The following is a 22,571-nucleotide window of genomic DNA, read 5'->3' as shown; positions in this document are numbered from 1 at the left end:
TCTTTAAACAATAAAATTATAATCATAAAATGGTTTGACACGCTCATCTTCCGTGTCGAAAATTTCTTTAAACGAGCCTTGCCTCTCAAATTTTCCATCCAGCAACATTACCATCCGATCTCCGACCATCTTCGCACAAGCCAAATCGTGGGTAATAATAATTGATGACGTGTTATACCGCTCCTGCACTTCATTGATAAGTGTATTAATATCAAGACATGTTATCGGATCTAACCCCGCCGTGGGCTCATCGTACAACATAATATCTGGTCGCAGGATCAGTGTACGTGCGATACCTATCCGCTTACGCTGCCCTCCGGATAACTCAGAAGGCATTTGATTTATAGCACGTAAAAGTCCAACACCTTCTAATACCTCTTCTACCTCTTTGTTAATTTCACCTCGACTTAAGTTACGCTTATTGCGCACCAATGGAAATTCTAAATTTTCGCGAACAGTCATACTATCATATAGCGCGCTGTTTTGGAAAGAAAATCCAATTCGTTGGCGCAAGGTGCGTAATTCACGGTCGTCCAACCGATTCACAATCTCGCCTAACACATGCACATCTCCTTTATCGGGTGCCAACAGACCGGATATCAGTTTGATAAGAACCGATTTTCCAGTACCTGATCGTCCCAATACGACTAAATTTTCTCCATTGTACAACTGCAGATTTACGTCGCGCAAAACGTGCAAATCGCCAAACGACTTACTAACGTTGTCAACATGGATAACCACGTCTTCATAATTGATTTTTACGTTGTCTTTCTTCATCTCGACTTCAATTAATCAATGATAATAGCTGAACGATTAACAACTCTTCTATAAACACCAAAAACATCGACGAAACGACAGCGCTGTTCGCCGCCTTTCCTACGCCTTCAGTACCCTTCGACGAATAATACCCCACATATGAACTCGCGAACCCAATGGTAAAACCAAACACCACAGCGCGCAAAACCATGGCGAATATGTCTTTAATATCAATGGATTCAAATACCTGCGTAAAAAACGCTAAAAAACTGAGGTCGTCCTTCGAGGTAATACTCAAATAACCACCAAGCAACCCGATACCCGCGACATAGAAACAAAGAACAGGGATCATAAACGTAGTGGCGATAATTCGGGTAGATACCAAAAACTTGGTTGGATTTGTACCCGACACTTCCATAGCATCAATCTGCTCAGTCACATTCATTGAACTGAGCTCAGCGCCAATCTGTGAACCGACTTTACCGGACGCAATAAGTGCTGTGACCAAAGGTGCCAAAGCTCGCACAATTGCAATAGAAATGAGCGCTGGCAACCACGATGTTGCCCCAAACTCTTCTAAGGAAGGCCTAGATTGTTTTGTAAACACAAATCCGACAATAAAGCCCGTCAAACTAATTAGCGGAAAGGATTTCCAACCAATTTCGTAACATTGACGAATAATTTCCTTGAACTCATAAGGTGGAGATACCGCTTCGCGTAAAAAACTCATCATAAACCGATGAATCCTCGCGAATTCGATAAGTAGTTTTTCTATTTTACTTCCCATTCAAGTATGAAGTTAAAGCTGATGTTCTTAAGATGTCTCTTCAAAAAATACCCGACAAATGTACAAACTTTTATGTTTCTATGTTAGTCGAGGTTTGCTAATAATTAATAAACGAAAATAATTACCGTTTGTTTACAATTTTGATCGGATGATTAAACCTTACAGCGAAACAGCCAGTCATACCATAAAATAAATAGAAAGTTTTACTAAAAACAAAATGCCATGAAACGCATGAAGACATCTACACTACTTATCGCCTTTATAGCGACTGTTTTCAGTGTATTTTCACATAAACAAGCGGCCGCACAACCTTACGGATCGGTGTCATTCGACGTATTCTATGACGAGCTATCTCCGTATGGATATTGGGATCGCGATGCCAACTATGGCGACATTTGGTTTCCTGACGTTGATCGTGATTTTCGCCCATATGGTACGAATGGTTACTGGACCATGACAGAATACGGCAATACGTGGGTATCGAACTACGATTGGGGGTGGGCTCCATTCCATTACGGACGCTGGGTGTATACCAACTACAATGGTTGGGGATGGATCCCGGGGTACGAATGGGGACCTGCTTGGGTAGACTGGAGAAGTGGAGGTGATTATTACGGTTGGGCTCCTATGGCACCTGCTGTTGGCGTAACGGTGTCAGTAGGCATACCGCTAAATCTGTGGATATTCTTACCTGCTCGTCGAATTTATGACCCTTACATTCATCGCCATTGGAGTTACGGAAACCGCAATATTTATAATCGTACAACGATTATTCACAATACATACATTGTAAACAATCACCGTTATTATGGTGGGCCACAACGTCGAGATATTGAACGCCACTTAGGTCGCCGCGTAGATGTACGTACAATTCGCACATCGGATCGCCCTGGTCGCTCCCGAATGGATAGTCGTTCAGTTTCAATCTACAGACCGGATCGCGGCGGTGCTCGATCCGATCGGAATACGGTCCGCAGGGATGACAACAGAAGCGCGCGAACAGGATCTGGAAGTTCTCGTAAAAATGAACGTTATATCGGTGACAATCCAACTCGTAACAACGGCAACAATAGAAATTCAGCGGAGAAACGTGTAGAACGGAGAAATACTTCTTCTGAACGTACATCCAACGAACGCGCTACACCTTTCGATCGCAATAATTCGTCGAGCAATCGCAATACGCAACGCGTTCAACGGATAAACGAACGCTCGACAACAACGACTCCATCTCGAAACGAACGAAATAGTTCATCCTCAAGACGGATACGTCACGAACAAGCTCCTGCAACAGCACAACCGCGCATGGAAAGTAGTCGGAATACTCGTCAGCCGGAACGTAGCAGAAACACCATGGAACGTTCCAGCAAAGGGAGACAACAAGGGACCCCAAATCGTAGCGACAACCGTCCCAGAAGCCAAGGACGACAAAGTACTCCAAACCAACGGATATATCAGTCGACAAGCCAACGCAACAGCGCTCCAGTTAAGGTGAGCCGACAAAGCTCTTCTCACATCGAACGTCGTACTGGTGGAGCCGCATCAAGAGGACAATCAAGCGGAAATGCGACGAGAGAACGTGGAAATGGACGCAGTTCCAGATAAACAAATAGAATGAACGAAAAAGCGGATGGGTGGATGACCATCCGCTTTTTTTGTTTGTTCAGCTTGTAATCCTATAACAATTTCCTAACTTCAACCATTCATTTTTATACGAACAGAGACGATGGCCTACTTGAAATCTATTTTCGACAACGATTTTTATAAGTTCACCATGCAATTTGCTGTCAGCAAACTGTTTCCAAAAGCACAAGCTAGATACCAGTTTATCAATAGAGGTAAACACCGCTTCCCGCCAGGATTCAACGAACGGCTTCGAGATGCTATCCAAGAGATGGCGCAATTGAAATTAACCAAAGCTGAGAAAGAATTTTTACGGGAAAAATGTCCTTACATCGACCCCACCTATCTCGATTTTCTACAGGGTTATCGATATGATCCCGAGGAAGTACGTATCACACAGGAAGAGACAGAGCTGACCATTAGCATCGAAGGGTATTGGTACAGGACGATCCTCTGGGAAGTACCGATCATGTCGTTGATCTGCGAACTTTATTACGAGCTCAATGATGCTGTACGGCTCTCAAACCCGGAGGTGTGTCAGATCGTGGAAGATAAAATGGTCAAATACGATAAACTTGATATTACACTTGCTGACTTCGGCACAAGACGTAGACATTCTTACGAAGTACACGACCTGGTGCTACACACGTTGAAGAATCATCCTTCCCGGACGTTTATCGGGACATCAAATGTACATCTGGCCATGAAGTATGAAACTACGCCAATAGGAACGCATGCCCACGAGTGGTTTATGTTCCACGCCGCGAAATACGGATACAAAATGGCTAACCTACTCGGATTGGAACACTGGTCAGAAGTATACCGAGGCGACCTCGGAATAGCGTTATCGGACACTTATACTACACAAGTATTTTTCAAACAATTCGATAAAAAGCTCACTAAGCTATTTGATGGAGTACGGCATGATAGTGGCGATCCGCTTGTTTTTGCACAAATGACAATCGATCATTACAAAAAACACGGAATTGACCCTCGTTCGAAAACCATTATATTTTCCGACGGACTGGACTATGAAAAGGTCGAACACATTGTAAACTTCTGCGAAGGGAAAATTGGACATTCCTTTGGTATCGGCACCGACCTAACGAATGATGTGGGATTGCCGCGCATGAACATTGTCTTAAAAATGGTGGAAGCAAAACCGGAAGACGGCGAATGGACAGAAGTAATCAAACTGTCTGACGAACCAAATAAACACACAGGGTCGGCTAGAGAAATAAGCATAGCAAAAGAAATCTTAAAAATCCAAGACGAATGAGACGCGACGTTTACGGTGAAGCCTTGTACGACTTCCATACGCTCCAAACAGTAGAAGAGCCGTTGCTCCTGCACAGCAGCTATGGCGACACTGAAGATATGCCCGTAGAGGTATTCTTTCGCGACGAAGAGGATTTTCCTGAATTGGAACATATTGCACTCGCCTTGTGCGACGGCCGCGTGCTCGATGTGGGTGCTGGAGTAGGTAGTCATGCGCTATATTTGCAAAAACAGGGATTTAACGTGGACGCCGTTGAACAATCGAAAACAGCGTGTGATGTGATGACCCAACGTGGTGTACAGCAAGTTATACACACAGATTTTTTTAAGCTGAAAAATAGACGGTATAATACTTTACTTTTTCTAATGAATGGTATAGGCCTCGCCGGATCATTAACTGGATTTCGACAACTCCTTCGACATAGCAAAACTTTACTCTCTGACCGAGGTCAATTGCTTTTTGATTCGTCGAATATAGCCTATCTATACGAAGAATATCGTATTCCAAAACCGATGCACTACTTAGGAGAAATTCAATTTCAATACGAATATAAGGGTGTACGTGGAGAGCCTTTTGCCTGGCTGTATATTGATCAACAAGAACTGATCCATATCGCTAGCGAAGAAAATTGGGTGGTACAGATCCTTTTTGAGGATGACAACGACCAATACCTAGTTCGTATGGAACCAAGAAAATAATATTGGCAAACAAACTGGTGAACACGACAGATACAAAGAACAGAAGCGTATCCAAAATTATTCCGATAAGATTGTCACTTCTGTCCGTCATCACTTAGGATAATTTTGTCATTTTTTTGCCCTACGCTGACCAGATCGTGAATCTTTGTTCACCACTTCCGGCACAACCGCAGCGACGTCTAGATCGTGGTGTTGCACCTGCGCTTTGGCTAGTCATGATTTGTACACTTACGTTAACCGCAAAAAAAATTAAAACTGCACCCACAGAGGTAAGAAAGGAGGAGTTCGATAGTGAGACGCAAAAAAATAGCGAGAAGCAAGGAAACTGAAGCCGCAATGGAGACCATGTCGGCTTTCTTTCTCCTCGCCAACAATAGAGCGAAGCTACTTATGCAGGAGTAAGCCTGCATGAAACAGCAGAACTAATCGATATACGCGAATCCGGTGTATGGAACAAGCACCGTTGGGATACGTATCCCTTTCTCTGTTTGATTATTTTCCAGAATAGAGGCTACAATCCGAGGTAATGCCAAAGCTGAACCGTTTAACGTATGTGCCAGTTGCATTTTTCCCTCGGAATTTTTAAAACGTACCTTCAGACGATTAGACTGATATGTTTCAAAGTTAGAAACTGAAGAAACCTCTAACCAACGCTGTTGAGCGGCACTGAATACCTCCATATCATAAGTTAAAGCGGATGTAAAACTCATATCCCCTCCGCATAAACGAAGAACGCGATAGGGAAGCTCCAATTTTTGCAACAGACCTTGTATGTAGCTACTCATTTCTTCAATAGCATTATAGGAACGTTCGGGGTGTACTATTTGCACCGTTTCAACCTTATCGAATTGATGCAATCGATTCAAGCCGCGAACGTGTGCTCCGTAAGAACCCGCCTCCCTCCGGAAGCATGGTGTATAAGCCGCATGCTTTATCGGAAACTGATCTTCTTTCACAATTACGTCACGATATAAATTAGTCACCGGCACCTCCGCCGTAGGAATAAGATACAAATCATCGTTCCCAACATGATACATCTGCCCTTCTTTATCCGGTAACTGTCCGGTCGCAAAGGCAGATGCTTCATTCACCACCACAGGAACTTGTACTTCTGAGTAACCTGCTTCCACAGCTTGGTCTAAGAAGAAATTGATCATCGCGCGTTGCAGACGAGCACCTTTACCTTTATATACAGGAAATCCAGCTCCTGTAACCTTCACCCCTAGTTCTAAATCTACAATATCATATTTTAATAGCAAGTCCCAGTGTGGTAAAGCGCCTTCATGTAATGAAGGTACTTCTCCATGTGTCAAGACGATCTCATTATCATCCGCAGATGTGCCCGTCGGAACTGATGCATGGGGCAGATTCGGCAATTGCACCAATTTATCATGCAACTCTTTTTCTACTTCCGCCAACTGCTCTGTGCGTAACCTGATTTGCTCCTTATATCCGGAAGAAGATGACTTTATGGCCTCGGCTTCCTCTTTCTTTCCTTGGCGCATCAAGTCTCCAATCTGCTTCGCAGCAGTGTTGGCTTCCGCCGCAATCGCGTCCGATTCGTTCTGAATGCTCCGACGCGACTCATCTAATTGAATTAACTCGTCAATTAACGCCACGTCTTTAAAATTCTTCACAGCCAATCGTTCGATTACGGAATCCCTGTTTTCACGGATATAATTTATCTGTAACATATAATGAAATGAATAATTAGTGGAACAAATATAAGAAGTGTAAACGATAAACACCATTTTATTAAACAATACAATAAAACGACATATTGTTTGCAAAAATGATATACAAATATTTGAAATATTAAAAATATAATATATTTTTGAAGAAATAGACAACGAATTAACAATTAATTGATAAACTCGTAATTTTTAGTTCATAGGCTAGGAGTACTTTTGATGTATTAAAAAAACACAATAGTTATGTTAAAAGACTTAGAAATTTTCGAACAAGACCTTTACACCGATTTGCTGGAGTTGGGATATGATGGAGACGACCACGTCAGCCTAGAAGACTAGGAGTTGGGTATACTAATGAGAACTAAAACTTGGCCAATCCTGTTCAAGATTCTCTCAATTGGTTCTACCTAACTTTTGGTTCATTTTTCCTTACCTTAACGTTTAGCCGATCGGCGCTTTCCGTATTTCCGCTATAAAGTACTCACGACTATTTACTACCTTTGAACATGCTTTACTTGGTACCAACGCCTATTGGCAATCTGGAGGACATAACTTTTCGGGCAATACGCATTTTAAAAGAGGCGGACTTGATATTGGCTGAAGACACGCGCACTAGCGCCCCTCTACTTAAACATTTCGGCATCGAAAAAAAGGTCTTCGCACACCATCAACACAACGAGCACAAAGCTGTTGCCGAAATCATTAAATTCTTAAAGGAAGGACAAAACATCGCGCTTATTTCCGATGCTGGAACACCGGCTATATCTGACCCTGGCTTTTTATTGGTTCGAGAGACTATTAAGGAAGGGCTCGAGGTCCAATGTCTGCCGGGCCCCACAGCTTTCGTGCCAGCGCTTGTAAATTCTGGGTTACCCAATGATCGATTTTGCTTTGAAGGATTTTTACCCGTAAAAAAAGGCAGACAAACGCGTCTAAAACAACTCGCGCTCGAATACCGAACCATGGTCTTTTATGAATCACCGCACCGAATTTTGAAGACCATTGAAGAGTGCATACACCATTTTGGAGAGGACAGGGAGGCATCCGTATCCCGTGAGCTTAGTAAGCTATACGAGGAAACCATCAGAGGTACTCTCGCAACACTAAAATTACATTTTGAAAACCATCCTATAAAAGGAGAATTCGTATTTTGTGTAGCAGGTTTAGGTAATTAATACATGCGCAATTTTGTTTGACACAATCGATTCTTTACGTTTAACATGAACATAGAAAAATATATTCAAGATGGACAAGACGCCAAAGTGGTGGAGAAAATCCATGATAAAATATTGGATATGCTAACCGGGGGGGAATATATCCAATATATTTCGTTACAGAAAAAACCTGCGGTCACGCTGTTGCCGGATAGTATTACAGTGAGTAACAAACGAATCTTCTTATCCGAATTCACAAAGCTTGGTTTGGCGACTAACTTTGAAATTTTCTCTTGGGCTGACATTAAGGACATCGCATTTAAAGAGGAAATTTTCGGATCAAAAGTAACGGTGATCCCGCTCGCAGGCGAGAATTTGACCATAGATTATATACCGAAAATACAAGCAAGAAAATTATATCAATTAATAAAAGACGCCCTAGAGCAGGAAAACAAAACCGTCATCAAAGCTCCGCAAAGCCGTGATATAGCGTCACCCCCTACTTCAGCTATGGTATCTAAGGAGGAAATATCCACCGAAGCCTACCCCGTCCCGAATCACTCTGACAAGAAAGACGAGCAGGAACCCGTTGAGCCACCTCGTGTACAAATCTCGTCAGCTCCCGACCAGCTACAAACAGCCCCCATATCTATTGAGGAGGACGATGAGTTAACGTTGAAGCTCCGAAAACTGAAATCTTTATACGATCGACAACTGATTACGCAAGCTGAATATGAAAACAAAAAGACCGAACTATTAACGAAGTTATAACTGTGAGACAAAACTATCTTTTGGCGCTGGGTAGCGCTATCATACTTTGGTTAGGATGGCCGCCTATACCCTATAGTAGCCCCCTACTTTTTATGGGTTTTGTTCCTCTGCTTTACGCTATCGAACGTATAATGCGAGGAGAATATACCCGCAAAGGAAAGAAGATATTTTGGCTCGCGTTCTTGACTGGATTTATTTGGAACACGGCCTCTATTTATTGGGTCTATAACGCCATGAGTGCATACCTACCGGGTTATGTGGCCATATTGATCGCTTTGATCCCTTTCGGACTGGCTCCTTTGCTCATGGCAACAGTATTTCGAGCCTACTACCAGCTGCGAAAAAAAACATCCATTTGGTACAGCTTTATAGGGCTCGTTTCATGCTGGTTAGGTTACGAGTTCCTGCACCAATGTTGGGACCTAGCGTTCCCCTGGATGACATTAGGCAATGGTTTTGCTAATTTTCACCAGTTGATACAATGGTACAGCTATACCGGTATTTTCGGAGGCTCCGTTTGGATATGGGGAGCAAATATCCTCCTATTTATGTTGGTGTGGCAGATTCGAGAGAAAATCGAGGCGATTAACAATAATTTATTAGCCTTGTCGCTAGTTGTCTGGTCGATATTACCTATAGCAATATCATTGGTTATATACTACAACTATATCGAACACATCAACCCTTCTCACGTCGTCGTGGTACAGCCTAATGTTGATCCTTATGGTAAACTAAGAAATATTCCACCACAGGAGCAACTGGAAGACTTAGTCCGTCTTTCTGAAAGTGTTGCCCAACCAAATACCGAATTTTTTATATGGCCGGAGACCGCTATTTCAGCCTCTGGGGGGATCGATGAAAATGAATTCAGAAGCTATCCAGCGTATGAACGGACGGTGCAGTTCTTGAATAAATACAAAAATGGGAACGTTTTATCCGGTATCGAAAGCCATCAGTTGTACACTTTTCCCAAAACGCCCACCGCACGTGAGGTAGTTCCTGGCCGTTTCTTCGATCCGTTTAATGCTGCGGTACTAATTGACCAATCAAGTAAATTGCAATTTTATCATAAATCCAAACTCGTTCCGGGCGTCGAGCAAATGCCGTTCGGTGGTGCTTTAGCTTTTATGAAACCGCTTTTCGCCCACTTCGGAGGATCTACTGGTGGATACGGCAGTCAAGACAAGCCTTCGGTTTTTTATACCCGAAGCGGCATTGGCGCAGCTCCGGTCATTTGTTACGAGTCAATCTGGGGAAACTACGTCACAGGGTACATCAAACAAGGCGCGCAATTCATAGCCATTGTGACTAATGACGGTTGGTGGGGAGACACGTCCGGAAAAGATCAGCACCTGCAATATGCTAAACTGCGTGCCATTGAAAATCGTCGCTGGGTCGCCCGATCGGCAAACACGGGTATCTCAGCATTCATCAACCAGCGCGGCGATATCGTCCAGAAGACAAGTTGGTGGCAGCCCAATGCTTTAGCGCAAGAAATTAACTTAAATGAAGAATTAACTTTTTATACAAGATACGGTGATTTGATCTTATTCCTTGCCCTAGTAGGCGGGGTATTTTCAGTATTTCTACTTTTCTCTAGCAAAAAAAAGCAGAAAACACCAGTCTTTCCTAATACTTAATCGGAGCTCGACATCCGCGCACAACAGCCGTTTGAAACACTGTTGTACTTGCTCATTTAAATGGGATCCCTATCTTCTCATACATTTCCTAGGCCAACGCTATAGTCTGACTAACACACCCTGAGGCGACCCGTCTTAGCAGTTCCTTACATAAAGATTATAGGGATTTACATTTGCTTTGTTTATTTTTGCGAGATGCAAGTATATTTCGATAATGCCGCAACTACACCACTGGAACCAGAAGTGATCGGTGTCATGACGGCAGCCATGCGCGAAAATTTTGGCAACCCCTCTTCCATTCATACTCATGGTCGTCAAGTGAAAACTATTATAGAGAAGGCACGAAGGATGATCGCAGGTTTATTAAAAGCCTCTCCCTCAGAAATTTTCTTCACATCGGGGGGAACTGAAGCCGATAATATGGCCATTGTACGTTCTATTATCGATTTGGGCATAACGCACGCCGTCACCTCTCCGATAGAGCATCATGCTGTATTACACACGCTGGAAGAACAGGAAAAACGGGGCTTAATCAATTTATCCTACGTTCGACTTGATGAACGAGGAAATATCGATCTGGATCACCTTCAGGAGCTTCTTGAAAATAGCCCCCGAACGTTCGTTTCACTAATGCATGCAAATAACGAAATTGGGAATCTAACCGATATAAAGAAGGTATCAGAAATTTGTCAGGAACATAATGCGGTTTTTCATTCCGACACGGTACAAACGATGGGTCATTACAGACATGATCTCTCCGATCTTCACATAGATTTTATTACAGGGGCGGCTCATAAATTCCACGGACCAAAAGGCGTAGGATTCTTATACGTCAATGGCCGGAATAAAATACAACCGTTAATCTATGGAGGAGCCCAAGAACGAAATATGCGAGGCGGTACAGAAAACGTGTATGGTATTGTTGGACTGGCCAAAGCCTTAGAACTTTGTTACGAAGGGATGGATGTACATCAACAGCATATCCAAGGCTTGAAAGATTATATGCGTACAGAGCTTCAACAGGCGATTCCGGATGTCCGATTTAACGGAAACGTTCACGCGAACGATTCGTTATATACAGTTCTAAGCGTTTCCCTACCTTGTACAGAGATCGCTGATATGCTCCTTTTCAGCCTTGACATTGCGGGCATATCCGCTTCTGGAGGAAGTGCGTGTAGTTCTGGATCGGAAATAGGTAGCCATGTGCTACGAGCTCTATCAAGCGATTCGCTCCGTCCGTCTGTTCGTTTTTCATTTAGCAAATACAATACGAAAGAAGAAGTTGATTTTGTTGTAAAAACCGTTAAAGATCTTTGCGAAAGTCATAAATAAAACAAGGTGCTCTTCGTTAAGGCTCGCTACAATTAAGCCGCACTGGCAAGTGGCAAACACGCATGAAAAAATAAAAAAGAGTTTAACGATGGCTAAACTCTTTTTTTTACACATTAGATTCACTTTTATTCCAGTACGCGCAACACGTATCGCTCTGCTAAATCACCGGTTATTTCCCTACCCGACAAATCCAATTGTCGAAGTTGGTTGGGCTCCACCTTATATTTATAATCCAAGCCTTCCAAATTCAGAAACTCGTTTTCCAACTTCCAAGTACCAGTTTTAGAAAAAGCTTCCGTACTTTTCCCTACATAGACATATTCTAACGTGTACGAACGATTGCTGCCTAACGTCAATACCGTTGCGATCGCCTCACAGTCTGTACAAGGCAGTTCTCCACGATACGCTCCTAACAGTCTACCTTCTGTGATTTTGCCAAATTTATTGCTCTCAATACTCGCATTTGTTCGAGTGTTTATGCAACCAATCCACAAAAACAGACCAACTAACAGTCCACTTATATATACAACGAAACGCATTCGATCATTTTTTGATAACCATAACAAAAAGGATACCACAAACTGAAATACGTGCACATTTAACCTTACTCGTCCCAATCGTCTTCCTCGAGACCTAATGCTAACCGATAGGCACCTAACAACTCGTTATAGGCATGTCTATTTCGCATACGATCTGCAACCAGCATACCAGACTGATAAATACTTATGGCATGTTCTTTTTCACCTTGCTCTTCTAAAAACTTTGCATAATGATAGTATGTCCCTACATAATCTGCATGTTTAGCAATCAAGTCTTCGAATCCCTCCCGAGTTTTCAATACATCGCCGACCTTCCTATATTCCATTGTCAGCGCATATTTTAAAAAGGGGTCGTTTGGACTCTCTGCTAAAAATCCGAGTAAATCATCTATTCGTGTCATCATGTATCGTATAGGACGACAAAACTACGAAATGCGATAAGTATTTAATAATTCCTTCTGAATAAAAAATACTATGCTAGCATATAAAAATGACACTAAGGTGACCAGAAGTAGAATCGATTCATTTCTAACAAAAAATCAACAATTCTCGCGTTTTTTTAAAAATAATGAAATGGAAGCTTTAATTAACTTCAGATAATTAAAAAATATTTAAAATAGCATCCTAGATATTTCGCAAATTTTAACCCAACATCCTTGTTTTTACCTCTAAAAAATAATACGTTTGTGTAAATACAAAGTCAGAGGAACCACCTAAAAGGAAGTAGCCGTAGGTGCAATCACTCACACCACTTAAAACTAAAAATTATCTGATGAAAATACTTGTATGCATGAGTAACGTTCCCGATACGACATCGAAAATAACGTTTACAAACAACAACACAATCTTTAACACAACTGGTGTACAATACATTATCAATCCGTATGACGAGATAGCGTTGGCTAAAGCCGTAGAGTTGGCCGAAGGCGGAAAGGCGACAGTAACAGTCATCCACGTAGGAGAAGCATCTGCAGAACCAACGATTCGTAAAGCTCTTGCAATAGGAGCTGACGATGCAGTGCGTATTAATGCAGCGCCGCGTGATGCTTGGTTCGTTGCCAACCAAATTGCAACATTTGTCAAATCACAACAATTCGATTTAATACTTACCGGACGGGAATCGATCGACTACAATGGGGCGCAAGTTCAAGGGTTCTTGGCCGAACTACTTGGTATGCCTTCCGTTTCGATCGCCAAGAAGTTGACTATCGAAGGAAATGAGGCGACCATAGATCGTGAAATAGAAGGGGGTAAAGAGGTGTTAACGGCGTCACTTCCGTTGGTTGTCGGAACAGCGGAGGGAGTTGCTGAACCGAAAATACCGAATATGCGTGGGATTATGACAGCCCGAACCAAGCCGTTGCAGGTTATCGAACCAATAGACGTACCCGTACTTTCCACGATTAATATTTTTGAAACACCCACCCCGCGTGGTGCAGTAAAACTGATCGAAAAAGACAATGTGGCACAATTGGTGGAACTATTACACAAAGAGGCTAAAGTTATTTAAACAGGTTCAAAAGATAAATTATGTCAGTTTTAGTATATATAGAGAACGTTGACGGCGCGTTTAAAAAGTCTGGCTTTGAGGCATTAACCTATGCCAAAGCGATTGGCGATCTAACAGGAAAAACAGTTGCTGCGCTCAGCATTGGGCAAGTAGAACAGGAGTCACTTGAGAAGTTAGGAACATATGGGATATCTCACGTAGTACAAGTTGATTCCGGTCGGTTGAAACAGTTTGTCAACCAAGCCTATGCAGCTGTGATTGCAGATGTCGCGAAGCATTTGCAGGCAACTACCATTGTGTTATCGAACTCGTTCAGTGGAAAAGGATTAGCGCCTCGTATTGCAGCAAAGCTTGGAGCAGCTTTGGCAGACGGTGCCATCTCTCTTCCAATCATCGAAGCCGATATTTGGCAAATTAAGAAGTCTGTTTTTTCCAGTAAAGCGATAGCAACGGATAAGCTCCGCACAACAACTAAGGTCATTGCCTTAACGCCAAATGTGTTCGAGGTAAAGGAGTCTCCGGTGTCTACGGAGATAACAGCATACGAACCATCCATAAATACCACCGACTTCTCGACCGTTATTAAGGATATCGTGCGTACTACAGATAAGGTTTCTTTGCCTGAAGCAGATATTGTCGTATCTGCCGGACGTGGGCTTAAAGGGCCAGAAAACTGGGGAATGATCGAAGAGTTAGCGAATGTATTGGGTGCTGCAACTGCTTGCTCGAAACCTGTTTCCGATGCCGGATGGCGCCCACATGCCGAGCACGTCGGACAGACAGGACTCGCTGTAAGTCCTAGTTTATATATAGCGATCGGCATTTCAGGAGCTATTCAGCATCTTGCGGGAGTCAGCTCCTCCAAAACCATTGTCGTCATTAATAAAGATCCTGAAGCCCCCTTTTTTAAAGTGGCCGACTACGGCATTGTCGGTGATGCCTTCGAGGTTGTTCCACAACTCATTGAAGCGCTTAAAGCACATAACATCCACTAAACAACATATTGAAACAAAGTGAATGACCGGACACCCTTGCGATGTCTGGTCTTTTTTTTAGCAAATCAGCAGATGGCAACAATACGAAATAGCGCGCTTCACAATTTATGCAACTGATTATTACGAGATTTGAGCCACAGGGTTTTTATTTTGTCGCGAATATTTACATCTTTGTAGTACTGTAAGGCTTTAAGAATGAAGAAAATCAAATTAGATATAGTTGGGTTATCGTATAGTCAAACACAATCCGGAGCGTATGCGTTGGTATTAGGAGAAATAGGAGGCAATCGCCGCCTTCCGATTATCATCGGAGGTTTCGAAGCACAAGCAATTGCGGTAGAAATTGAAAAAATGCAGCCCAGCAGACCTCTGACGCACGATCTCTTCAAGACCTTTGCCGACAACTTTCAAATCAACATTCAAGAGGTATTAATTTATAACCTCGTCGACGGTATATTCTTCGCAAAGCTGATTTGCTCAAATGGGGATAAAACCATCGAGCTGGATTCTAGAACATCTGATGCAGTAGCGTTGGCGGTTCGTTTTGGAGCGCCGGTGTTTACCTACGATTTTATTATGGATGCAGCTGGAATCATTATCGAAAGCAACGATTTTGCATTTTTGGAAAATATAGAAAATCTTCCTCCAAAAGAAAACACATTGCACAAGGATCCTGTTCTGGAAGACGAACCCAAGTCACCCTATGCGCATTTAAGCGACGAACAGCTGGAAACAAGCCTCAACAAGGCAATTGAAGCCGAACAGTACGAAACCGCTGCCAAAATTCGGGACGAGATCGAAAGACGAAAATCATAATTACCTAACAACGCTTCTATGTCAATTAAATTACGGTTAACCGTCATGAGCTTCTTTCAGTTTTTTGTGTGGGGAGCTTGGTTAATTACAATTGCTAATTATTGGTTTGGCACCAAACAATGGGACGGAACACAATTTGGTGCTATCTTCGCAACCATGGGAATCGCATCACTGTTTATGCCGACGATAATGGGCATAATTGCAGATCGATGGGTTCATGCAGAAAAATTGTATAGTATCCTCCATCTATCGTACGCTGCAACACTCTTTTATCTGCCTTTTGTAAGCGATCCCCAAATTTTCTTTTATATCATGTTATTAGCTATGTGCTTCTACATGCCTACATTAGCCCTTTCCAATTCCATCTCGTATACAGCGCTGATCACTGGCAACTATGACTTGGTCAAAGCATTCCCTCCCATCCGCGTTTGGGGCACCATAGGTTTTATCGCAGCGATGTGGTTAGTGAACCTAACCGGAAACAAAGCAACTGGTCATCAATTCAACATTGCTGGAGGGGCAGCTTTCGCACTAAGTATGTTTGCACTCACACTCCCTAAATGTCCACCACGCAACATTAACAGAGAAAACCGATCTTTGGTTCAAACCTTTGGATTGGAAGCATTTAAGCTATTCGGCAACTATAAAATGGCGTTATTCTTCATCTTTTCGATGTTTTTGGGAGGAGCCCTACAGCTTACAAATGCTTATGGTGACGTCTTTTTGGATGAATTTAAATTTTATCCACAATATGTTGACTCTTTCGTCATCAAATATTCGACAATTATTATGTCGATATCTCAAATTTCAGAAACACTATTTATCCTGGCCATTCCATTTTTTCTTAAACGATTTGGGATAAAGAAAGTAATGTTGATTTCTATGTTTGCTTGGGTACTCCGTTTTGGATTGTTCGGCTATGGTGACCCGAGCGCAGGACTATGGATGATCATCATGTCTTGTGTTGTCTACGGTATGGCTTTTGACTTCTTTAATATATCAGGGTCATTATTTGTCGAAACCTCAACTAATTCGCATATACGAAGTTCTGCTCAGGGTTTATTTATGATGATGACCAATGGTTTTGGAGCAGTGCTAGGTAGCTTGATCTCAGGTTGGGTGATCGATCATTATTTCACCTTACACTTTTCCGATATTTCTTCATTAGCCACTTACCTACAAACCAAAAACACCAACACGACATTGTTGGAATTTGTTCAAAGCCGAGGTGTAAGCGTCCTGGAAAACGGCGCATTAAACAGAAATATCCTACTCAAAGACTGGCATCATATATGGCTTGCTTTCGCAGGCTATACATTCGTTATTGCCCTACTGTTCGCAGTTTTCTTCAAACATAAACACCAGCGGCCTTCCTCGAACTAATAAGGTCTTTTATGTCATTCATCATGTGCATAGAGTGGTTTAGGATATAAAGAGTTCCCGGACATAGGCCTCTCGTCCCTGACTCGACCGATTTTTGTATATTTGTCTGTTAATATGGAAAAAGCAAACTTTATTAACATAACAAACACACAAACCAGCAAACTCTACGAATGGACATTACAACAAATCGAACAAATAGGTCTTAACGATCAAACAACACATCTAATTACCACAGCAGCTTTGTTGATGGTAAGTTTAATTACACTTTTACTTTTGGATTACATCGTCCGAAAAATACTCCGTACCCTATTTATTCGATTGATTAACAGAACCACGACAACTTGGGATGACTTTTTACTGCAAAATAAAGTTATCAGTCTTATCAGTCATTTAATTCCGCTATCTTTTGCACAAATTCTCTTGCCTACCGTATTTTTAGGTTTTCCTTCCTTCACCGCAGTACTGACGAAGTTTCTTTCAATAGGTATATGCATCACCGTGCTTCGTTTGGTCAATGGTCTTTTAAAAACACTTAGGGATATCTTGAAAACATCGAAGGCATTTTATGACAAACCGCTCGATAGCTATCTGCAGGTTGCACAAATTGTACTACTTTTTATTGCCGGAACGATAATATTTTCTATTATCACGGGCAGTTCGCCTTGGTCATTTCTAGTTTCTTTAGGAGCTGCATCCGCTATCCTCATGCTTGTGTTCAAAGACACTATCTTAGGCTTTGTTGCCAGTATACAGGTTTCGGCGAATGATTCTGTCCGTGTCGGAGATTGGATTGAGATGACCAAATACGGCGCGGATGGCGACGTTGTCCAAATCAATTTGAATAATGTCAAGGTACAGAATTTCGACAAAACGATTGTTACAATTCCGACCCATACACTGCTGACAGATTCCTTTAAAAATTATCGCGGTATGCGACAGTTTGGTGGGCGCCGCATTAAACGTGCAATTAACATCAAAATTTCATCAATTCGCTATCTTTCCGAAGAGGAAATTGAGGGCCTCCGCAAAATACAGATCTTAGCGCCGTACATTCAACAACGAAATGAAGAAATTCAAATCTACAACGAACGAACCAAAGCAGATCCAACTATGCCGGTTAACGGACGTCGAATGACAAACATAGGTTTATTCCGTGCCTATATTACGCGGTACGCAAAAAACTTGGTGGATATCCATCAAGAAAAAATGCTCATGGTCAGGCAGCTCCCGCCCACGGAACATGGACTCCCTTTAGAACTATATATGTTTACAACGAGCACAGAATGGACATTCTACGAAAATGCCATGGCCAATATATTTGACCACCTCTTTGCTGCGATTAAATATTTCGATTTGGAAATATTTGAACTGCCCGCATCTGATGACCTACGCAAACTCCTTGAGTTCAAGATATGCACCTCCCTACGGGAGGAAGATCAACTTACTTAAAGAGAAGAACGTAAAGCAAATAAAAAAAGGCCGTCTCTCGACGACCTTTTCTTATTTGTATGAAAACAAATTTTTCTGTTTCAGCATATTTCACAACAGGCTTAACATTAACCATAACACTATGAACAAAAATTACTCTAAAACAAAAGTGCAATTTTTATATTAATTCAATATTAGCTTCTCATTAAAATTAAAGACAGGCCAGAACTAGGGTACCACTGTGATTTCCTGCTTTGCCGTGTGCATCCGTCCGAACATGTCTTTTGCTTCCACCTCAACCACATGTCTCCCCTCCTTCAAACGAGGTAATTTCAGACGCCACAAATGTGTAGACGGAACCGCATCAGAGGGGCGACGCCCCGCTACTAGTGCCATAGCCCCATCAAAATCCAACAAATCTCTTACATACACTGGATCCCCCTCTTCTATGCGTTCCATCTCTTTCCATTTTCCATCCCCAATGCGGTATCGAACCACGTTATCTGTTGCTCCTATATAAAAGTTCGCATACAGTGGATAGCGGGCAGTATACTTTGCCGAAACGACAGCCGGCCCGAATAAGCCAATAGTATACTGATCGTCTTTACCAACCACCTTATAGTCAAAGGTATATTTATTATTATCAATAGACAGGATAGCGTACCCTTTAGGTGTCCCGTCCCGCATAGTCGACACCGGAATACCCTGTTCGTTGAGCTGTCCCGAATACCAGTCGCCCGATGTTGTGCCCACGTTGTATTCGTGATGAGGACGATCCCCCTTCCAGCCATGGGCTGTCGTATAATAGTTTTGCTGCTGGAAATGTGTGTGCGCCGATAGGGAAAGGGTGTGTGGATATTCGGACAACAAATCGAATAAACGTTGCCTATCAGCATTACGAAACGAAGCGTTGTTGTCCGGATTCAATGGGATATGGAAGGCCAGAACAATCAATTTATCCTTCGAAACAAAACGCAGGTTATTGGCAATGAAATCCAGTTGATCTTTTCTGAAACCACCTTGGTATCCCTTTCCTGTCGTAGGATGCGGATAGAGTACGTCGTCCAGAACAATGAAATGTGCATTTCCGACATTAAATGCATAGTTGGCCGGGCCAAACATCTTCTCAAAGCCTTCGTCTGATAACGAATCCTGCTCTACATCAAAATTTAGATCATGATTTCCGATAACATTATGCCATGGTAACCCCATCTGCCCTACCGTTTGCTTATAACTAGGATGCAAGCTTAGATCGTTTCCGACAAGGTCTCCTAGGCTAATGCCAAATAATGGTCCCTTACGCTGTTTTGCTTCGTCGATAACGCCGCGTCGAAAGAACTCCATCTCTTCCGCAGTGTAAGCTTGGGGGTCGCCAAAAACGAAGGCAGAAAATTGCATTGGTTCCGATACTTTGCGCAATGCAAAATCCACGGATTTCGGCAGTTGTCCCGTAGGTGCAACACCAGCATATTTTAATTGCGGCGATCCCTGTGGTTTGTGGATATAATAAAATTTCGGATGGTTGTCAGCGTCTACCGCAAACGCGTATCCACTAGGCTTAACCACAAACAAGATATTATCGTTCTTTACCGGCAATGTATACCGTCCGTCTTTGTCGGTCTGAACCACATCCATCCCATTGCTCACGCTAACACCTGCTAGGCCTATTTCTTTTCTGTCCCGCACGCCATTGCCATTGGCATCCACGAAAACTATCCCCTTCGCCGTCTCTTGGCCGAATACTGTGCCTGAAAGGGCACATGCGAGAAGCGCACCGTATATTTTTTTCATAAGTACATTGATTTATTTGCAGCAAACTTAGTTTTCACACTTAAAGATAATGTAAATAAACGATTAATTTCACGTTACGATCGTGTAAACAGAAGCGTAGTATAAGGAAGTCTTACATTCTGTAAAATAAAATACCCTCCAACATAAATTGGAGGGTATCAAAAATTGCCGTTATTCTTTAGCGGGCATTTGCCACATTGATCATGTCTAAAACTTTCTCTATGGTTGTTTTCGCTGCGTCTTTCATCTTCTGATTCCCTGGATAATCAGCATCCAGAGTTACTTTTTTCCCTTTCTCTTTATACTTATATTCTAAAATATAACGCGGAATATCACGCCCTTCCAATGAATCTTTCCGAGGTGTCGTCATATCATCATCCACATTCCAAAATCCCATCTCCATTGCCTTACGATGCAGATAAAGCAAGTCGTCATCAGTCAATTTTAATTTTTTCTTGACGACCTCATTTTGTTTATTCAAATATTGATACTCCTGAGTTGCTGAGTTAAAGCTATTTAATATGGAATCACGCACACCATATTGTATCGTCAGATATTCGAAATCCGAAAAACGATAAGGTGCATTTTTGATCATATTGGAATAATAAAAAACACAATAGATAAAAAAAGACCCAATAATACATAGTCCCAAAAAAATAGCCCTTGTCTTTTTACTCATGTCAATTTTAATATGTCGCAAAAATAAGCATAAAGGCTGAACTTAAATACCGACTATACTTAGATTTATAGCAATTTTGTAATTTAAATGTTAGATTTTAGGCGTTCCACAACGCACAAGGTATTTATAGTACCACGTATCTTTGATGTCGGATATAATCACTCCTTTTCGAGTGGATACATGAACAAATTTATTATTACGTAAATAAACCCCAACATGATCGATGTTCTTCCCGCCAAATGAAAAGAAGACAAGATCCCCCTCGTGAAGATCTTCTTCATATCGACGTTTCACGTTGTTGCTCATATCCCTCGAACTACGCGGGAGGTTTTTTCCATACACTTCTCTATATAATATACCAACAAAACCAGAGCAATCGATGCCCGACTTTTCCATTCCCCCTAAACGATGAGGACTGCCCATCCAGCTGTCAATAAAATAATAAAGGGAGGCATTGCCCAAGTCTCTGGACGACACACCCAATAATGCAGCATACCGATCCATCTTGGTTCCAGTCAATGTTTTACTACGCGCATCACTCGCGTCGGTTAACACGCCTTTAGAAGAACCGGGATGGGACCGTCCGCCGTAAACGCCCTTTCTTCGTGCTCCACAAGAAGACAATAAAATAGTGGCGATGAGGAAACCAAGCAAAGAAAGACTGAATTTGTTGGATAGACTGACCATGTAACAAATGTAATTCTAAAATACAGTTAACACAAGTTTAAACGACTATTTTTGTAACTTGCGCGAAATTTCAGTAATGGATAAGATTAAAGGTATTCTCGCTGTTTTTCTTGGTGCAGCCAGCTTTGGTATTCTTTCAACCTTCGTAAAAAAAGCCTACGCACAAGGGTTTAATTTAGGAGAAGTAACCGGTATTCAAGCCTTATTCGGCATGCTTTTTCTTTGGATCGCCCTAGGTTTACTAGCTGGGATCAACCCAAAATATTTCCATCGATATGCTTCGTCGAGTCCCAAATGGCTCATTATATTTAGCGGGCTATCTACCGGAGCAGTTAGCATATTATATTACAAATGCGTACAGTTGGTGCCTGCATCTCTTGCCATCGTGCTCCTCATGCAATACATATGGATCGGACAGTTGATCGAGTTCCTATTATTTGGACAAAGACCAACAATCAAACTCTTATTGGGTATTGTTATCATCTTGGGTGCGACCGCGTTGGCTACCGGACTACTAGAACAAGATTTACAGCAACTAGATGTGCTAGGCCTGGGCTATGGACTCGCCGCTGCTACAGCTTACGCTATTTTCATTATTGTTAACGGTCGCGTGGGAAACGACTATCCTCCTCTACAAAAAAGTGCATTAATGGTGTCCGGAGCATTTATTTTCGTTTTTCTAACCTTGCAACCTCTCTCTATTTTCGACAGTCAAACACTAAGAACACTATGGCCCTATGGATTGCTACTCTCGCTATTCGGCACGGTACTTCCACCTGTCCTTTTTGCTTACGGAATACCAAAAACGGGCGTCTCATTGGGCAGTATTTTAAGCGCCGTAGAACTTCCTGTCGCGGTATGTATGTCCAACGTGGTGCTACAGGAGAACGTATCCTTCATACAGTTAGTGGGCGTCGGATGTATATTGCTCGTCGTCATTTTCTTGAATATCCAAAAGAAACCGAGCTCGTAGAAACCGCTCCTTTATCTGAAAACACGCATGTCAACCCAAGGC

At 42.3% G+C, this 22,571-nt stretch carries 21 protein-coding genes; 13 read left to right on the top strand and 8 right to left on the bottom strand.

Annotation, left to right across the window (positions count from 1 at the left end; genetic code table 11):
- Nucleotides 1-3: 3 nt before the first annotated feature.
- Both ACFSR5_RS12295 and ACFSR5_RS12290 read right to left on the bottom strand, forming a co-directional pair.
- A complete protein-coding gene (locus ACFSR5_RS12295; RefSeq protein WP_380904165.1) occupies nucleotides 4-777 on the bottom strand; it encodes an ABC transporter ATP-binding protein in 774 nt (257 codons plus the stop codon).
- A gap of 7 nt (nucleotides 778-784) precedes the next feature.
- On the bottom strand, nucleotides 785-1,543 hold the full coding sequence (locus ACFSR5_RS12290; RefSeq protein ID WP_380904163.1) for an MlaE family ABC transporter permease: 759 nt from the start codon (nucleotides 1,541-1,543) through the stop codon (nucleotides 785-787).
- Nucleotides 1,544-1,765: 222 nt separating this feature from the next.
- Here ACFSR5_RS12290 and ACFSR5_RS12285 point away from each other — a divergent pair, with 222 nt between their 5' ends.
- From ACFSR5_RS12285 to ACFSR5_RS12275, 3 genes are all read left to right on the top strand, one after another.
- Complete coding sequence (locus tag ACFSR5_RS12285) at nucleotides 1,766-3,145, top strand: DUF6600 domain-containing protein (protein ID WP_380904161.1); 1,380 nt, start codon at nucleotides 1,766-1,768, stop codon at nucleotides 3,143-3,145.
- Nucleotides 3,146-3,266: 121 nt separating this feature from the next.
- Complete coding sequence (gene pncB, locus ACFSR5_RS12280) at nucleotides 3,267-4,442, top strand: nicotinate phosphoribosyltransferase (protein ID WP_380904159.1); 1,176 nt, start codon at nucleotides 3,267-3,269, stop codon at nucleotides 4,440-4,442.
- Nucleotides 4,439-5,140, top strand: coding sequence for a class I SAM-dependent methyltransferase (locus ACFSR5_RS12275; protein WP_380904157.1), 702 nt, complete (start codon nucleotides 4,439-4,441; stop codon nucleotides 5,138-5,140). Before pncB ends, ACFSR5_RS12275 begins: the two co-directional genes overlap by 4 nt.
- A gap of 422 nt (nucleotides 5,141-5,562) precedes the next feature.
- Here the strand turns inward: ACFSR5_RS12275 and serS are convergent, their stop codons facing one another.
- Nucleotides 5,563-6,834 carry a serine--tRNA ligase gene (serS, locus tag ACFSR5_RS12270; RefSeq protein ID WP_380904155.1) on the bottom strand — a complete coding sequence of 424 codons (1,272 nt, stop codon included), beginning with the start codon at nucleotides 6,832-6,834 and terminating at the stop codon, nucleotides 5,563-5,565.
- A 503-nt stretch (nucleotides 6,835-7,337) separates the two neighbouring features.
- On the opposite strand from serS, the gene rsmI reads away from it, so the two are divergent.
- From rsmI to ACFSR5_RS12250, 4 genes are all read left to right on the top strand, one after another.
- Nucleotides 7,338-8,006, top strand: coding sequence for a 16S rRNA (cytidine(1402)-2'-O)-methyltransferase (gene rsmI / locus ACFSR5_RS12265; protein ID WP_380904153.1), 669 nt, complete (start codon nucleotides 7,338-7,340; stop codon nucleotides 8,004-8,006).
- 45 nt (nucleotides 8,007-8,051) lie between these two features.
- Entirely contained in the window at nucleotides 8,052-8,756 is a 705-nt protein-coding gene (locus tag ACFSR5_RS12260) for a PH domain-containing protein (protein ID WP_380904151.1), read from the top strand.
- A gap of 2 nt (nucleotides 8,757-8,758) precedes the next feature.
- Nucleotides 8,759-10,396, top strand: coding sequence for an apolipoprotein N-acyltransferase (gene lnt, locus ACFSR5_RS12255; RefSeq protein ID WP_380904149.1), 1,638 nt, complete (start codon nucleotides 8,759-8,761; stop codon nucleotides 10,394-10,396).
- A gap of 195 nt (nucleotides 10,397-10,591) precedes the next feature.
- Nucleotides 10,592-11,728: a cysteine desulfurase family protein gene (locus ACFSR5_RS12250; RefSeq protein ID WP_380904147.1), complete on the top strand. Its 1,137-nt coding sequence runs from the start codon at nucleotides 10,592-10,594 to the stop codon at nucleotides 11,726-11,728.
- Nucleotides 11,729-11,853: 125 nt separating this feature from the next.
- Here ACFSR5_RS12250 and ACFSR5_RS12245 read toward each other — a convergent pair whose 3' ends face one another.
- A complete protein-coding gene (locus ACFSR5_RS12245; protein ID WP_380904145.1) occupies nucleotides 11,854-12,267 on the bottom strand; it encodes a copper resistance protein NlpE in 414 nt (137 codons plus the stop codon).
- 65 nt (nucleotides 12,268-12,332) lie between these two features.
- Nucleotides 12,333-12,671 carry a tetratricopeptide repeat protein gene (locus ACFSR5_RS12240; RefSeq protein ID WP_380904143.1) on the bottom strand — a complete coding sequence of 113 codons (339 nt, stop codon included), beginning with the start codon at nucleotides 12,669-12,671 and terminating at the stop codon, nucleotides 12,333-12,335.
- Nucleotides 12,672-13,039: 368 nt separating this feature from the next.
- Between ACFSR5_RS12240 and ACFSR5_RS12235 the strand changes: the two genes are divergently transcribed.
- From ACFSR5_RS12235 to ACFSR5_RS12215, 5 genes are all read left to right on the top strand, one after another.
- Complete coding sequence (locus tag ACFSR5_RS12235) at nucleotides 13,040-13,777, top strand: electron transfer flavoprotein subunit beta/FixA family protein (RefSeq protein WP_380904142.1); 738 nt, start codon at nucleotides 13,040-13,042, stop codon at nucleotides 13,775-13,777.
- A gap of 20 nt (nucleotides 13,778-13,797) precedes the next feature.
- Nucleotides 13,798-14,772, top strand: a complete 975-nt coding sequence (locus ACFSR5_RS12230) for an electron transfer flavoprotein subunit alpha/FixB family protein (RefSeq protein ID WP_380904140.1) — start codon at nucleotides 13,798-13,800, stop codon at nucleotides 14,770-14,772.
- Nucleotides 14,773-14,967: 195 nt separating this feature from the next.
- Nucleotides 14,968-15,588 carry a bifunctional nuclease domain-containing protein gene (locus tag ACFSR5_RS12225; RefSeq protein WP_380904138.1) on the top strand — a complete coding sequence of 207 codons (621 nt, stop codon included), beginning with the start codon at nucleotides 14,968-14,970 and terminating at the stop codon, nucleotides 15,586-15,588.
- Between the two features lie 18 nt (nucleotides 15,589-15,606).
- Complete coding sequence (locus tag ACFSR5_RS12220) at nucleotides 15,607-16,971, top strand: nucleoside permease (RefSeq protein WP_380904136.1); 1,365 nt, start codon at nucleotides 15,607-15,609, stop codon at nucleotides 16,969-16,971.
- Between the two features lie 114 nt (nucleotides 16,972-17,085).
- Complete coding sequence (locus ACFSR5_RS12215) at nucleotides 17,086-18,420, top strand: mechanosensitive ion channel family protein (protein WP_380904134.1); 1,335 nt, start codon at nucleotides 17,086-17,088, stop codon at nucleotides 18,418-18,420.
- Between the two features lie 207 nt (nucleotides 18,421-18,627).
- Here the strand turns inward: ACFSR5_RS12215 and ACFSR5_RS12210 are convergent, their stop codons facing one another.
- From ACFSR5_RS12210 to ACFSR5_RS12200, 3 genes are all read right to left on the bottom strand, one after another.
- Nucleotides 18,628-20,190, bottom strand: a complete 1,563-nt coding sequence (locus ACFSR5_RS12210; protein ID WP_380904132.1) for a calcineurin-like phosphoesterase C-terminal domain-containing protein — start codon at nucleotides 20,188-20,190, stop codon at nucleotides 18,628-18,630.
- A 178-nt stretch (nucleotides 20,191-20,368) separates the two neighbouring features.
- Complete coding sequence (locus ACFSR5_RS12205; RefSeq protein WP_380904130.1) at nucleotides 20,369-20,785, bottom strand: hypothetical protein; 417 nt, start codon at nucleotides 20,783-20,785, stop codon at nucleotides 20,369-20,371.
- 174 nt (nucleotides 20,786-20,959) lie between these two features.
- Nucleotides 20,960-21,556, bottom strand: coding sequence for a C40 family peptidase (locus tag ACFSR5_RS12200; protein WP_380904128.1), 597 nt, complete (start codon nucleotides 21,554-21,556; stop codon nucleotides 20,960-20,962).
- 76 nt (nucleotides 21,557-21,632) lie between these two features.
- Here ACFSR5_RS12200 and ACFSR5_RS12195 point away from each other — a divergent pair, with 76 nt between their 5' ends.
- A complete protein-coding gene (locus ACFSR5_RS12195; protein WP_380904126.1) occupies nucleotides 21,633-22,529 on the top strand; it encodes an EamA family transporter in 897 nt (298 codons plus the stop codon).
- The last annotated feature ends 42 nt before the right edge of the window (nucleotides 22,530-22,571 follow it).

It is taken from the genome of Sphingobacterium suaedae, from assembly GCF_042684625.1.
Taxonomy (GTDB): Bacteria; Bacteroidota; Bacteroidia; order Sphingobacteriales; family Sphingobacteriaceae; genus Sphingobacterium; species Sphingobacterium suaedae.
Note: the sequence above shows the minus strand (reverse complement) of the source record. Positions and strands in the feature narration are given on the sequence as shown.